The 14,103-nt window shown below is 71.0% G+C and carries 11 protein-coding genes; 5 read left to right on the forward strand and 6 right to left on the reverse strand.

The genetic code is table 11. The annotated features are described in order from the left end of the window. The first annotated feature begins 2 nt into the window (after positions 1-2). Complete coding sequence (locus VH969_RS16590; protein ID WP_331975060.1) at positions 3-2,729, forward strand: cation-translocating P-type ATPase; 2,727 nt, start codon at positions 3-5, stop codon at positions 2,727-2,729. Here VH969_RS16590 and sulP read toward each other — a convergent pair. Next, positions 2,715-4,442 (reverse strand): SulP family inorganic anion transporter, encoded by a 1,728-nt coding sequence (gene sulP, locus VH969_RS16595; RefSeq protein ID WP_331975062.1) that lies wholly within the window; start codon positions 4,440-4,442, stop codon positions 2,715-2,717. The two genes, VH969_RS16590 and sulP, sit on opposite strands and share 15 nt — an antisense overlap. Positions 4,443-4,564: 122 nt before the next feature. Here sulP and VH969_RS16600 point away from each other — a divergent pair, with 122 nt between their 5' ends. Then, positions 4,565-4,831, forward strand: a complete 267-nt coding sequence (locus VH969_RS16600; RefSeq protein WP_331975064.1) for a hypothetical protein — start codon at positions 4,565-4,567, stop codon at positions 4,829-4,831. A gap of 99 nt (positions 4,832-4,930) precedes the next feature. On the opposite strand, the gene glgX is transcribed toward VH969_RS16600, so the two are convergent. Then, complete coding sequence (gene glgX / locus VH969_RS16605; protein ID WP_331975066.1) at positions 4,931-7,027, reverse strand: glycogen debranching protein GlgX; 2,097 nt, start codon at positions 7,025-7,027, stop codon at positions 4,931-4,933. Then, a complete protein-coding gene (locus VH969_RS16610; protein WP_331975068.1) occupies positions 7,024-9,660 on the reverse strand; it encodes an MGH1-like glycoside hydrolase domain-containing protein in 2,637 nt (878 codons plus the stop codon). The genes glgX and VH969_RS16610 overlap by 4 nt, the downstream gene beginning before the upstream one ends. 142 nt (positions 9,661-9,802) lie before the next feature. Here VH969_RS16610 and VH969_RS16615 point away from each other — a divergent pair, with 142 nt between their 5' ends. Continuing rightward, on the forward strand, positions 9,803-10,219 hold the full coding sequence (locus tag VH969_RS16615; RefSeq protein ID WP_331975070.1) for a MarR family winged helix-turn-helix transcriptional regulator: 417 nt from the start codon (positions 9,803-9,805) through the stop codon (positions 10,217-10,219). Continuing rightward, complete coding sequence (locus tag VH969_RS16620) at positions 10,216-10,605, forward strand: hypothetical protein (RefSeq protein ID WP_331975072.1); 390 nt, start codon at positions 10,216-10,218, stop codon at positions 10,603-10,605. The genes VH969_RS16615 and VH969_RS16620 overlap by 4 nt, the downstream gene beginning before the upstream one ends. Here the strand turns inward: VH969_RS16620 and VH969_RS16625 are convergent. Further along, positions 10,535-10,888: a Y-family DNA polymerase gene (locus tag VH969_RS16625; RefSeq protein ID WP_331975074.1), complete on the reverse strand. Its 354-nt coding sequence runs from the start codon at positions 10,886-10,888 to the stop codon at positions 10,535-10,537. The genes VH969_RS16620 and VH969_RS16625 overlap by 71 nt on opposite strands. A 166-nt stretch (positions 10,889-11,054) precedes the next feature. Between VH969_RS16625 and VH969_RS16630 the strand changes: the two genes are divergently transcribed. After that, positions 11,055-11,702, forward strand: a complete 648-nt coding sequence (locus VH969_RS16630; RefSeq protein WP_331975076.1) for a hypothetical protein — start codon at positions 11,055-11,057, stop codon at positions 11,700-11,702. Here VH969_RS16630 and VH969_RS16635 read toward each other — a convergent pair. After that, positions 11,688-12,776, reverse strand: coding sequence for an acyltransferase family protein (locus VH969_RS16635; protein ID WP_331975078.1), 1,089 nt, complete (start codon positions 12,774-12,776; stop codon positions 11,688-11,690). The genes VH969_RS16630 and VH969_RS16635 overlap by 15 nt on opposite strands. A gap of 57 nt (positions 12,777-12,833) precedes the next feature. After that, on the reverse strand, positions 12,834-14,103 hold a 1,270-nt coding region (locus VH969_RS16640), incomplete at its 5' end, for a ferredoxin reductase family protein (RefSeq protein WP_331975080.1).

Consider the following 14,103-nt stretch of genomic DNA (forward strand, 5'->3'; position numbering starts at 1 on the left):
TCATGGTCGTACAGGACCACCCGACGCCGGTAGCGGGGTCGTCGAGCCAGCCGAAGGACTGGTACGCGCGCACCGGGGAGGACATCGCCACCGCGCTGGGCGTCGACGTGGCGGTCGGCCTGCCGGCGCGGACCGCGGCGGAACGGCTCCGCACGAACGGGCCCAACGCGCTGCCCGAGGAGAAGCCGAAGCCGACGTGGCGGCGCTTCCTCGACCAGTACACCACCTACATGCAGATCATCCTGCTCGCGGCGGCCCTGGTCTCGTTCCTGATCAAGGAGTGGAGCACGGGCACGCTGCTCGTCCTGCTGACCGTGTTCAACGCCGTCGTCGGCCTGCGCCAGGAGGGCAAGGCGGAGAGCGCGATGAACGCGCTCAAGGCCATGATGAAGGCGACCGCGCGGGTCCGGCGTGACGGTACGGAGGCGGAGATCCCGGCCGACCAGCTCGTCGTCGGCGACGTCGTGCTGATCACCAGCGGCGACCAGGTGCCGGCGGACTGCCGGATCGTCACCGCCAGCGCGCTGCAGATCGACGAGTCCGCGATGACCGGCGAGAGCGTGCCGGCCGCCAAGGACGCCGCACCGATCGTCGGCGCGGACCTCGGGCCGGGTGACCAGACGAACATGGCGTTCATGAACTCGCCGGTGACCCACGGCAGCGCCACCGCGATCGTCACCGGTACCGGCGCGGACACCGAGCTCGGCAAGATCTCCGGGATGCTCTCGGCCACCCAGCGGGAGAAGTCGCCGCTGGAACGCGAGCTCAACACGCTGACGCTGTGGATCGCGAGCGCCGCCGGGCTGACCATGATCGTGATGTTCATCCTGGGCCGCGGCCGCGGCGAGGCATGGGACGACCTGTTCGTCGCCGCGGTGTCGCTCGCGATCGCGGCGATCCCGGAGGCGCTGCCGACGGTGAGCCAGGTGATCCTCTCGCTCGGCAGCGTGGACCTGGCCAAGCGCAACGCGATCGTGAAGGACCTGCCGTCGGTGGAGACGCTGGGGTTCACGTCGGCGATCAACTCCGACAAGACCGGCACGCTGACGATGAACCAGATGACCGCCGTCGAGGTGATCGACCCAGGGGACCAGTACACGATCACCGGGTCCGGATACAGCCTCGACGGGCGGGTGCAGCACGCGGTCGGCGGCTCGGAGCGCATCGACGACGCGATCCTGCCGTTCCTCGTCGCCAACGACGGCAAGATCATCGACGGCAAGGTCGTCGGCGACCCGACCGAGGGCGCGCTGCTCGTCCTCGGGCACAAGGCGGGCCTGGACGTCGAGGCGACGCGGGAGCGGCTGCCGCGGATGGCCACGCTGCCGTTCGACCCGTCCTACAAGCTGATGGCCACGTTCCACGCGACGACCGACGCCACCGGCCGGTCGGTCATCCGCTGCTTCGTCAAGGGCGCCGCCCCCGCGGTGATGGCCCGGGCCGCGACGGCGCTCGCCGGCGACGGCACCGTCGTGCCGTGGGACACCCCGCTGAACCAGCGTGCCGAGGAGCACATGGTGCGCATGGAGGACCAGGGCCGGCGGGTGATGGCCGCGGCCCAGCGCGACCTGGAGCCCGCCGACTTCGACCCCGGCGGCGACCTGCTCGCCTACGTCACCGAATTGCGGATGACCAGCCTCGTGGCGATGGTCGACCCGCCGCGCGACGAGTCCAAGGACGCCGTCGCGGCCGCGCAGGCCGCGCACATCCGGGTCCGCATGGTCACCGGCGACGACGTCACCACCGGCGCGGCGATCGCCCGCCAGCTCGGTATCGACGGTGACGCGATGCTGGGCGCGGAGTTCGCCGCGCTGTCCGAGGAGGAGCGGCTCGCCCGCATCGACGACATCGGCGTCATCGGGCGGGTCGCCCCGGAGCACAAGGTCCTGCTCGCGGACACGTTGAAGAAGAAGGGCGACGTCGTCGCGATGACCGGCGACGGGGTCAACGACGCGCCGGCCATCAAGGCGGCCGACATCGGAATCGCGATGGGCAGCGGTACCGAGGTGGCGAAGAACGCGGGGCGGATGATCCTGTCCGACGACAACTTCGCCACGATCGTGTTCGCCGTTGAGCAGGGCCGCAAGATCTACGACAACCTCACCAAGTACATCCGGTTCGTGCTGGTGCTGCTCGTCGTGTTCGTGCTGACCTTCCTCGGCGCCAGCCTGTTCAACGTCGCGGCGGGCGAGCCGTTCACGCCGGCACAGGTGCTGTGGATCCACTTCATCGTCAACGCGCCGTTCGGGTTCGCGCTCGGCTTCGACCGCGAGACACCGGGGCTCATGTCGCTGAAACCCAGGCCGCGCGGCACATCCGTGCTCACGATGCCGGTGTTCGTGACCGTCGGCCTGTCCGGTCTCGCCGTCACGATCGGGCTGCTCATGCTGCTCGTGCTCGGCGAGCGGAACTTCGACGCGCAGATCGCCAACTCGATCGCGTTCACCTCGTTCGCGCTGTGCCTGATCGTGGCGGCGGTCGAGTGCCGCAGCGAGACGGCCAGCGTGCTGACCACGTCCACGTTCGACAGCAAGCACATGAACTGGACGATGTTCGGCGAGTTCGCACTCGCGGTCCTGGCGGTCCAGACCGACGCGTTCCACACTCTGCTCGGTACGACCAAGCTCAGTATGCAGCAGTTCGCGTGGGCGCTGATCCCCGCCGTGGCGCTGCTGTTGTTGTGGGAGCTGGGCAAGCTGGTCGCGCGCCGGGCCTCACACGCCCGGTAACTCCCGCGGCGCTTCCGTGCCGGCCGGTGTCCACTGTGCACCGGTCTCGGCGCGGAACGCGTCGATCGCGCCCTCGACCGTCGGGAAGAAATGGTTCGGGTCGATCGTGTGCGTCAGCCCGTACCGGTCGATCTTGCGCCGTACCGGGTCCTTGAGCTCCGCGAAGACGAGGCTCGTGCCCTGCTCGTTCAGGGTCTCGTCCAGCTGCTTGACGATGTCGGCGGCGGTGGTGTCCACGTCGGTGATCGGCTCGGCGGCGACGACGATCCACTTCGGCGGCGGATCCTCCCGGGCGAGCCTGGTGATCTCCTCGCGGAAGGCGGGCACGTTGGCGAAGATCAGCGGCGCGTCGAACCGGTAGATGACCACGCCCGGCAGCTGCTCGGCGTCCGGATAGGACCGGATGTCGTGGAAGCCGGGCAGGTTCTCCGTCCGGCCGAGCACCGTCTGGTACGGCCACCAGGCGCGCCGGAAGACGTTGAGGATCGACAGCGCGACCGCGATGGCGATGCCGGCCAGCACGCCGAGCAGCGCGACGCCGAGGAACGCGGCGATGGACAGCAGGAACTCGGTCCGCCGCTGGCGCCACAGCCGCACCGTGCCCGGCACGTCGGCCAGCGACAGCGACGCGGTGATCACCACGGCCGCCAGTGCCGGCTGTGGCAGGTTCCGGAACAGTCCGGGCAGCAACACGATCATCAGGATGATCAGGGTCGCGCCGATCACGCCGGTGAGCTGGGTGCGCCCGCCGGCCTGGTGCGCGACGGCGGTGCGGGACCCGCTGGTGCTGACCGGGAAACCCTGGAAGAGCCCGGACGCGAGGTCGGCGGCGCCGATCCCGAGCATCTCCTTGTTGCCCTCGATCTGCCTGCCGGCCCGCGAGGCGAACGCGGTGGCCGTCGAGATCGTGTCGGCCAGCGACACCACGGCGATGCCCACCGCCCCGGCCAGCAGCGGCAGGATGTCGCCGAACCCGACGGCCGGGACGGTCAACGGCGGGAACCCCTTCGGCAGCTCCCCCACCAGGCTGACGCCCCTCCCCTCCAGGTCGAACACGGACGCGGCCGCGATCGCGAGGATCACCATGATGAGCACCGCCGGGAGCTTCGGCAGCCAGCGCTGCAGCACCAGCACCACCGCGATGCCGCCGATCCCGACGGCCGCCGCGGCGCCGACGGTCTTGCCGTCCGCTACCGCGTCGACGAACCCGGCGAACTCGGCGATCAGTCCGTCTGCCTCGACCTTGAACCCGAGCAGCTTCGGCAGCTGTCCGACGAGGATGGTCAGCGCGAGGCCGTTGAGGTAGCCGATCATCGTGGGCTTGGAGATCAGGTCGGCGATGAACCCGAGCCTCGCCACGGATGCGATGATCATGATGGCGGCCACCAGGATCGCCAGCATCGACGCGAGGGCGACCGCCCGCTCCGGATCGCCACCCGCGGCGACGAGCGGCAACACCGTCGCCGCGATCATCGGCCCGAGCGAGGAGTCCGGACCGAGGACCAGGACGCGGGACGGCCCGAACACGGCGTAGCCCAGCAGGCACATGATCGACGTGTACAGACCGGTGATCGGCGGCAGGCCGGCCAGCTCCGCGTACGCCATGCCCTGCGGCACGAGCACAGTCGTCAGCACGATGCCGGCGACCACGTCCTTCACCAGCCACTGGCGGCGGTACGTCCGGACCAGCTCCACACCGGGCACGCGAAGCACGACATCACCTCACCCGCCACAGTGCGGACACGAACACCGCGAGTCGACACGCTCCCCGCGGTCGTGCCCTCACCCGCAGAAGGTGAAGCCGCGGTCGTGCCGGCGTGCCCACACTGGGCGTCATGAGTCGCAACCGCGGGCGGTCGCACGTGCCCGGCCCGGCCGTCGAGGACGTCGTGGCGGCCACGGTCGCCCGGATGACCGTTCGCCACCCGTCGGTCCCCGACGCCGTCGTGGGCGGCGTCGTCTATCAGGCCGCGGTCGAGCTCGTCTGCACGGTCGCCGACGGCGAGCAGCTGCGGCGCCAGCTCGAACGCCGTGTGCACGCCCGCCTCCTGGCGCTGGCCGGCACGCCGGTGCCGATCACGACAGTCCGCGAGAACCGCTAGCACCAGCGCGAACGTGAGTTCCGCGCAACTCGGACCTCGCACCGCCCGCCGCCGCGACGTGTTCACGATGGAGGCGCCCGCGCCGGGCACGCGCCCGGCTCAGGTCGTCAGTCCCCGCAGGACGAACAGCGAGCGCGACCGGACGGTCAGGTGCTCGCCCGCGACCACGGGGGGTGCCACCGACAGGCCGGTCGGCTCGTACGTGTCGATCACCGGTACCCAGCTCTGGCCGGCCCGGGTCGGGGGGATCGCGAAGGCCAGCTGTTCCCACCACCCGTTGACCAGGATCAGGAAGTCGTCGTCGAACAGGGGTGTGCCGTCCTCGGCGCGGTCCGGGTCGTCGGCGCCGTCCAGGTACAGGGCCACCGCGCGGGAGCCCGGGTCGTCCCAGTCGGCCACGGTCATCCGCGTGCCGCTCGGCGTGAACCACTGCAGCTCCTCCGCCGCCACGCCGGTGAGGAAGCGCCTGCGCCGGAACACCGGGTGTTCGCGGCGCAACGCGATCAGCCGCCGGGTGAACTCCAGCAGCTGCTTGTCGGTGTCCGCCCAGTCGAACCAGCTGATCGCGTTGTCCTGGCAGTAGGCGTTGTTGTTGCCGCGCTGCGTGCGGCCCAGCTCGTCGCCGCCGAGCAGCAGCGGCACGCCGAACGACAGCATGAGCGTGGTGAGGAACGCGCGCCGCTGGCGTGCCCGCAGGTCGAGGACCGCGGTGTCGGTGGTCGGACCCTCGGCCCCGCAGTTCCACGACCGGTTGTCCGGGTTGCCGTCGCGGTTGGACTCCCCGTTGGCCTCGTTGTGCTTCTCGTTGTAGGAGACCAGGTCGGTCAGCGTGAACCCGTCGTGGACGGTGATCAGGTTCACCGACGCGGTGGGCCGCCGCCCCGAGTTGCCGAAGAGGTCCGACGACCCGCACAGACGCCGGGCGAAGTCGTCGAGCAGCCCATCCCGGCTGCGCCAGAAGTCCCGCATCACGTCGCGGTAGCTGCCGTTCCACTCGCTCCACTGCGCCGGGAACCGGCCGAGGTCGTATCCGTCGGGACCGACGTCCCACGGCTCGGCGATGAGCTTGGCCCGCGAGATCACCGGATCCTGGAACACGAGGTCGAAGAACGCCGCCATCCGGTCGAAGCCACCGTCCTCGCGGGCCAGGGTCGGCGCGAGGTCGAAGCGGAACCCGTCGACGCCCATCTCGGTCAGCCAGTAGCGCAGCGAGTCCATGATGAGCCGCAGGCTGAACGGGTTGTCCGCGTTGAGGGAGTTGCCCACGCCGGTCGTGTCGAAGTAGTAGCGCGGGTCGTCGGGGACAAGCCTGTAGTAGGCCGCGTTGTGCAGCCCGCGGTGGCACAGCGTCGGGCCGAGGTGGTTGCCCTCCGCCGTGTGGTTGAAGACCACGTCGAGGATGACCTCGAGACCGGCGCCGTGCAGCGTGTCGACCATCGACCGGAACTCCGCGACCTGCCCGCCGGGCCGCCCGGCCCGCACCGCGGCCGAGTAGCCGGCGTGCGGTGCGAAGAAGCCGATCGTGTTGTAGCCCCAGTAGTTCGTCAGGCCACGGTCGACGAGGAAAGCCTCGGGCACGAAGTGGTGCACCGGAAGCAGCTCGACCGCCGTCACGCCGAGGTCGACGAGGTGCTCGACGACCGCGTCGTGCGCGAGCCCGGCGTAGGTGCCGCGGATGTCCTCGGGCAGGGCCGGGTGCGTCTGTGTGAAGCCCTTGACGTGGACCTCGTAGATGATCGTGTCCGGATAGGACCGGCGCGGCCGGGGATGGCGCCAGTCGTGCGCCGCGGGGACCACGAGGCTGCGCGGCACGTGACCGGCGGAGTCGAGCGTGCTGGGTGCCTCCGGGTCGCCGACGGCGTACCCGAGCACCTCGGCTCCGGGCCGGACCTCGCCCTCGATGGCCCGCGCGTACGGGTCGAGCAGCAGCTTCGCCGGGTTGCACCGCACGCCGTCGCGCGGCCGGTACGGGCCGGTGGTCCGGTAGCCGTAGGCCTGCCCGGGGCCCACGCCGGGCAAGAACCCGTGCCAGACCTCGCCGTCCCGCTCCGGCAGCGGGACCTGCGTCTCGGTGTTCCCGTCGAACAGGCACAGGAGCACGCCGTCGGCCGCGGCGGCGACCGCGAAGTTCGTGCCGCCCTCCCCCGGCGTGGCGCCCAGCGGGTACGGCTTGCCCGGCAGCGTTCGCGGCGTCATCGGTCCTCCTCCAGCCCGAGCACGATCTCGGCGACGGACGGCACCATGCCGTGCCGGCGGCGGATCACGTCGGCGACGATCCCCGTCCAGCCCGTCTGGTGCGACGCCCCCAGCCCGGCGGCGTTGTCGCCGTGGAAGTACTCGTTGAACATCAGGTTGTCCCGCCAATCCGGGTCGTGCTGCATCCGGTCCACCCAGCCGAAGCACGGCCGCCGCCCGTCCGGGCCGACGGTGAAGATCGACACAAGCCGGCCCCACAGGTCGTCCGTCACCTCGTGGAGGGTGCGCAGCTTTCCCGAGCCGGTCGGGTACTCGACGGTCAGGTCCGCACCGAAGAAGCGGTGGTAGCGCTCCAGCGCGCTGGTGACGAGATAGTTCAACGGGAACCACACCGGCCCCCGCCAGTTGGAGTTGCCGCCGAACATGGCGGTGGCCGACTCGGCGGGCTGGTAGTCGACACTCGCCCGCACGCCCTCGACCTCGATCGTGTACGGGTGCTCGCGGTGGAACGCGGACAGCGACCGCAGGCCGTATGGCGACAGGAACTCGGCCGGGTCGAACAGGGTCCGGAACAGCCGCTTCACCCGCTCGACGCCGACCGCGCTCAGCAGCAGCCGGCGCGCTCCGGGCTCCCCACGCAGCACCCCGGCCTCGGTCAGCTTGACCGGGTCACGCATCCCGTGGCGGTCGAGGAAGCGGGCGAACTGCTTACCGGCCGAGATCGCCGGGTCCAGGATCCGCTCGTCGACGAACGTGACCGCGAGCATCGGCACGATGCCGACCATCGAGTGCACCCGCACCGGTACGACGCCGCCGCCCGGGGTGACGACCCGGTCGTAGAACATGCCGTCCGCCTCGTCCCACATGCCCTGGCGCTCCAGCGCGGCACGGATCGCGGCGAAGTGCTCGAGGAACTTGTGCACGAGGTCGAGCGCCGGCCGCTGCGCGGCGTGGTGGAGGATCGCCGCGATCGTGGTCATCGCGAGCGAGTACATGGCCATCCAGCCGGTGGCGTCGGACTGCTCGAGGATGCCACCGACCGGCAGGTGCGACCGGTCGAGCGGGCCGATGTTGTCCAGGCCGAGGAAGCCGCCTTCGAAGATGTTCGACCCGTCGGCGTCCTCGCGGTTGACCCACCAGGTGAAGTTGACGAGCAGCTTGTCGAACACCTTGCTCAGGAAGTCGAGGTCCTGCCCGCCGTCGATGGCGAAGACCTCGATCGCGGCCCACGCCTGCACCGGCGGGTTGACGTCGCCGAAGTCCCACTCGTAGGCGGGCAGCGCGCCGTTCGGGTGCTGGAACCACTCGCGGCAGACGAGGAGCAGCTGGTCCTTGGCGAACTCGGGGTCCACGTGGGCCAGGGCCACGCAGTGGAACGCGAGGTCCCACGATGCGAACCAGGGGTACTCCCACTTGTCGGGCATGGACATGACGTCGTAGCCGTCGAACTCGCGCCACCGGTGGTTGCGCCCGTGGTGGCGCTCCGGGGGTGGCGGCGGCTGCCCGGGGTCGCCGTCGAGCCAGCGGGCGACGTTGTAGTTGTAGAACTGCTTGCTCCACAACATGCCCGCGAACGCCTGGCGCAACACGGCCGCCTCGTCGGCCGAGGCGGCGGGCGGGGTCAGGCCGGCGTAGAACTCGTCGGCCGCCTGCCGCCGCCGGGCGACGACCTCGTCGAAGTCCGCGCCGGGCGGCGCACCGGCCGGGCGCAGGCGGAGGCGGACCTCGACCGTGGCCTTCGGTTCGACCTCGAGGCGGTACCAGGCCGCGCACTTCGTACCGCGCCGGTCCGGGTTCACGGTGGCCGCGCCGGACACGACGTGGTCGTTGATGCCGTCCTTCGGGTACGGCGCCGTGTTCGGTACGTCGTAGAGGCGCTCGGTGTTGGTCTCGTTGTCGCAGAACAACAACGTCGGGTCGGCGGACGCGCGCAGTTCCAGCTCGCCCAGGGTCGGGTGGTCGACGCGGACCGTCGTGTCGCCGGTCGCCGCGAGCTCCGGTCTCGCGGACTCCGGCTCCCAGGTCCAGGTGTTGCGGAACCATACCGTCGGCAGGACGTGCAGCGTCTCCCGCCGGGGCCCGGCGTTGGTGACGCGCACGGTCATCAGCAGGTCGGTCGGATCCGCCTTGACGTGGTCCACCTCGACGATCCAGTACCGGTCGCCGTCGAACACGCCGGTGTCGAGCAGCTCGTACTCCGGGGCTCGCCGGTCGCGGTCGCGGGACCCGGCGCGGAGTTGCTCGTACGGGAACGCGGCCTGCGGGTAGTGGTAGCGCCAGCGGTTCCACGCGTGGTCCGGGGTCGCGTCGAGGTACCACCAGTACTCCTTGGCGTCCTCGCCGTGGTTGCCCTCCGGCCCGGTCAGCCCGAAGATCCGCTCCTTGAGGAAGGGGTCCCGGCCGTTCCACAGCGCGAGCGCGAGGCATAGCCGCTGCTCGGCGTCGCAGAACCCGGCCAGGCCGTCCTCGCCCCAGCGGTACGCGCGGGAGCGGGCGTGCTCGTGAGGCAGGTGGCGCCAGGCGTCCCCGTCGGCGCTGTAGTCCTCCCGGACCGTGCCCCACTGGCGTTCGCTGAGGTAAGGCCCCCAGATCCGCCAGTCGCGACCGATGCGTCCCGGCTTCGGTGTCGACATGCTCGCCTCCCTCGCCCCGCCCCTCGGGCCCCGGCGACGCTAGGTGGGGCGGGGTCGCGTGTCCTCGCGTGTCGCGGGTGAGATCGGCCTGGCGATCAGGTAGTTCGGTTCCGTATAATTCGGAAGCGTGAAATTTGGAACCGTGCATTCTGAGTCGGCGCTGCTCGCCCTGCAGCGCGCGACACACGCGACGCTGCACCGGCTCTCCGGCGAGCTCGCGGATCTGGAGCTGACCGCGGCCGAGATCAACGTCCTGGCCAACCTCGCGGACGGCCGCGGCCGGACCGTGTCCGTGCTGGGCGCGGCCGTCGGCACCCGGTCGTCGACCCTGACCGGCGTGCTCGACCGGCTCGAACGGCGCGGCCACATCGCCCGCGCCCCGAGCCCCGCCGACCGCCGCGCGGTCGTCGTCTCGCCGACCGAGTCGGGCCGCCGGGCCGCGCAGACGATCCGCCGGACGATGGCGAACCTGGAGCGCCGCGCCTTGTCCGGCCTGCCCGACGACGCCGTCGCCGGCTTCCACGCGGTGCTCGCCGCCCTCACGGAGGTGTCCGCGTGACCGCGTTCCAGACTCTGCTCGGCGAGGTCACCGCCGGCGGCCGGTTCGGCCACCGCGAGCACGTCCACCTCACGTGGCTCCTCGTCCGCCGGTACGGCGTGCCGGACGCGACGACCCTGATGTCGCAAGGACTCCGGCGCACCGCCCGCTACGCGGGCGCGCCGCAGAAGTACAACGAGACGCTCAGCCGCGCGTGGGTCGAGCTCGTCGGCCACCACACCGAGGCCTCGCCTGACGAGTCGGACTTCGGCGCGTTCGCCGAGCGCAACCCGGCGCTGTTCGACAAGCGCCTGATCGCCCGCTTCTACACGCCGGTCACGCTCGCGAGCGCGCGGGCGCGTGCGAGCTGGGTGCCGCCGGACCGGTCCCCGTTCCCCTGGCAGTGACCAGAGACCGGGCAACGTGTTCGGCCTCCACGGCCGCGCCCGCGCGCAGCAGCGCGAACAGCTCGACGCTCGCCCGCTCGTAGGCCGCAGGCCGGGACGGCACGGCCACGAGCGTCGGGCAGGTCCGGTGCGCGTCGGCCGCACGCATCCCGGCGTGCACGCCCGGCGCTCGCGCCTCGTAGCTCGCGCGGCTGACGACGCGGTCGACGACGGCGAGCCGCAGGCCGGACAGCCCGGGATCGTCGCGCCGCTCCACCGCGACGAAGAACGCGCCCACGTCCACGGTGCAACAGGGGCGGCCCGGTCACGAGGCCACTCTCTCAAATCGCCGCCCTTCGCGACGTGCCGTCAAAAGGCGCCGCAACAAATTCCCCCGGGTAACGCCCGCGTCCGCGACACGACTCTCAGTCGGGAGGTATCGAACACCGGAAATCAGGCGGAGGGGATTCATGAACAAGGCCGCGCCCGACAATGCCCGGCAGTCACGCGGCACGCTCGTCGGCGCGGTCTGCGCGACGGCCGTCGTGCTCGTGGTGCTGGCCACGGTCGCGGCCGTCGCGTTGTTCGGCAAGCCGACGGCGACCGCCGGTGCGCCGGTGCCCGATCCGGACCACCGGGCGGCGGTGACCGTGCCCGCGCCGCCGGGCTCCGACAAGCCGGCACCCACGCCGACCACCGGGGAGCCGACCACTCGGGAACCCGAACCGAACGACGCCGACGCGGCGCTCGCGGAGCTGAAGGGCCAGGCCGACGACGACCGGCAGGCGGTCGAGGCACTCGACGACCTGTGGGTGCCCCAGCTGTCGGCCAAGCGGCCGGGCCTCGTGGCGAAGGGCGTCCGGTACGACTACGTCGAGATCCTGCGGGACTTCCGCACGACACAGGACCGCTACCCCGAGGCGCTGCTGCTGTACTCCGGCGACTACAGCAGCTTCAGGTACGGCGACTTCTGGATCACCATCGAGCCGCTCCCCTACGCCGACGGCGTGTCCGCGAACGGCTGGTGCGACGGTCAGGGAATTCCGGTGGACGACTGTTACGCCAAAATGATCTCGCACACCGTCGGCTACGAAGGCGCCACATTACTGCGCGGGTGACAATTCCGGCTCTTTGCGCCGGCGCACGCGAACCTTCGCCGAAATCCACAGCAGTCCGCGTTTCAGCAACGGCGCGCCGGGCCGCTCGACGAATCGGTGCACCAGCCACGCGAGCACGACCATCAGCACGGCCACGACGACCACCAGCAGCCAGCCCGGCATCGAGCCCTGCCACTCGTGGAGCATGGTGCCGCCGATGTCGAGGTGCAGCAGGTAGAGCGGGTACGTCGTGGCGCCGACGACGACCAGCCACCGGCCGCGCAGCCGGTCGAGCCGGCCCAGCGCGACCGCGATGATCAGCAGGAAGCAGACGCCCAGCAGCACGACCGCCGGCCACCGCGGCGGCAGCGTCTCGCCCGGGTCGGCCTCGAGCCCCGTCCGGAACACCACCGACGGCACGGCGAGCACGAAAGAGACGCCGACGATGCCCCACGTCAGGAGCGTGGGGCGGAACCGGTACATGAGATAGCAGCCGATGCCCGCGGTGAACAGCGGCGCGTAGTCGCTCATCAGCACGATGTGCGGGAGCGTCCCGTCGGGCACGAACGCCTTCAGGACGGTCACCGCGCCGAGCCACGCCACGCAGAACCCGGCCACCCGCCGGTAGGTGAGCCCCCACCACACGACCAGCGAGAACAGCAGGTAGAACCGCAGCTCCGCCCACAGCGTCCAGTACACCTCGGCGACCGGGCGCACACCGAGCGGCTCGTGGAACATGGTCAGGTTGACCAGCGCCGCGCTCGCGCCGGCGGGCTTCTGCACGAACGGCCAGGCGGTCAGCACCAGCGCGCACACGACGACCGACAGCCAGTACGCCGGATAGAGCCGCACCGCGCGGGACAGCAGGAACCGCCCCACCCCGCGACCCCAGCTGCTCATGCAGATGACGAACCCGCTGATCAGGAAGAACAGGTGGACGCCGAGCCAGCCGTAGGCGAACGGCTGGTCGGGGAAGACGTCGTCGGCCCGCCGGTCCCAGACCCGGTCCATGGCCGTGAAGTGGTATGCGAGGACGGCCATCGCCGCCGCGAACCGCAGGCCGTCGAGCACCTCGAGCCGGGGTCGCCCCGTCACGCCTGTCCCTCCGCCGTCCAGCACCTGTGTACTACACGCGGGCGCGCGGCGGACGGTTTAGGCCAGGCTGAACTTCTCCGCGTGCACCTGCTGGCCCGGCACGCGCAGCCGGCGCAGGCTCGCCAGCACGGCCGAGGTCATCGCGGGCGGGCCGCAGACGTACACGTCGCGGTGGACGATGTCCGGGACCAGATGAAGCAGGCCTTCCGGCTCGAACGGCCGCACGCCGTCGCCGGTGCGGCCGGTCAGGACGTGCAGCCGGCCGCGACGGGCCGCGACGAGCTGGTGCACCTCGTTGAGCAGCACGGCTTCGCTCTGGTGGCGCACCCGGTACAGCACGACGAAGTCGCCGCCGGTCGGCTCCTCGAGGAGTGCGCGTACCGGCGTGATGCCCACCCCGCCGGCGATCAGCAGCATGCCCGGCCGGGTGCGGTGCATGGAGGTGAACGCGCCGTACGGGCCTTCGACGAACACCTTGCTGCCGACCGGCAGCTGCCGCAGGCCCGCGCTCGTGTCGCCGACGGCCTTGGCGGTCAGCCGCAGCCCGCGGCCGTTGGGTGCCGCGGACAGCGAGAACGGGTTCGCCCGCCACCAGCCGTTGTGCCCGGTGAAGCGCCAGATGCAGAACTGGCCGGCACGGGCGGCGAGGCGGTGCATGTCGCGGCCGGTGACGTAGACGGAGGTGACGTTGTGCGCCTCCGGCACCACGGCCTCCACCCGGAACTGGTGTCGCGAGTTGCGCACGAGCGGCACGATCAGCCGCCCGGTGACGAGCGAGCCGAACGCGAACAGCCAGAGCGCCCACCAGTAGACGAACGCGAACGCGGACGACTTGAACGTCGTCGTCTCGAGCAGCTGGTGGACGAACGCGAGGCCCAGCGCCAGGTACATCAGCAGGTGGATGGCATGCCAGGTCTCGTACCGCAGCCGCCGCCGGACCGCGCGGGTGGAGAGCGCCCCGACCACGACGATGATCGTCGCCGCGGACATGCCGAGCAGCGAGGCGGGCACGCCGGCGAGCGCGACGAACGTCTTGGCCATCGTCGTGTTGTCCAGCGTGGCGTAGCCGAGCACGATGATCGTGGCGTGGGTCAGGATCGTCCACAGCAGCGTGAAGCCGATCCACCGGTGCCACACGGTGAGCCGGTCCATCCCGATGCGACGGTCCAGCCACGGCAGCCGGGCGATCAGCAGGAGCTGGAACATCAGGAGCAGCGCGGCGTGCATGCCGAAGAACTTGGCGACGGTGAGCACGTCGTTCTTGCCCTCGCCGGCGGTGAAGAACAGCACCTCGACGATCGCCACGTTGACGGCGACGAACGTCCAC

Source organism: Actinophytocola sp. (assembly GCF_036555685.1).
Taxonomy (GTDB): Bacteria; Actinomycetota; Actinomycetes; order Mycobacteriales; family Pseudonocardiaceae; genus Actinophytocola.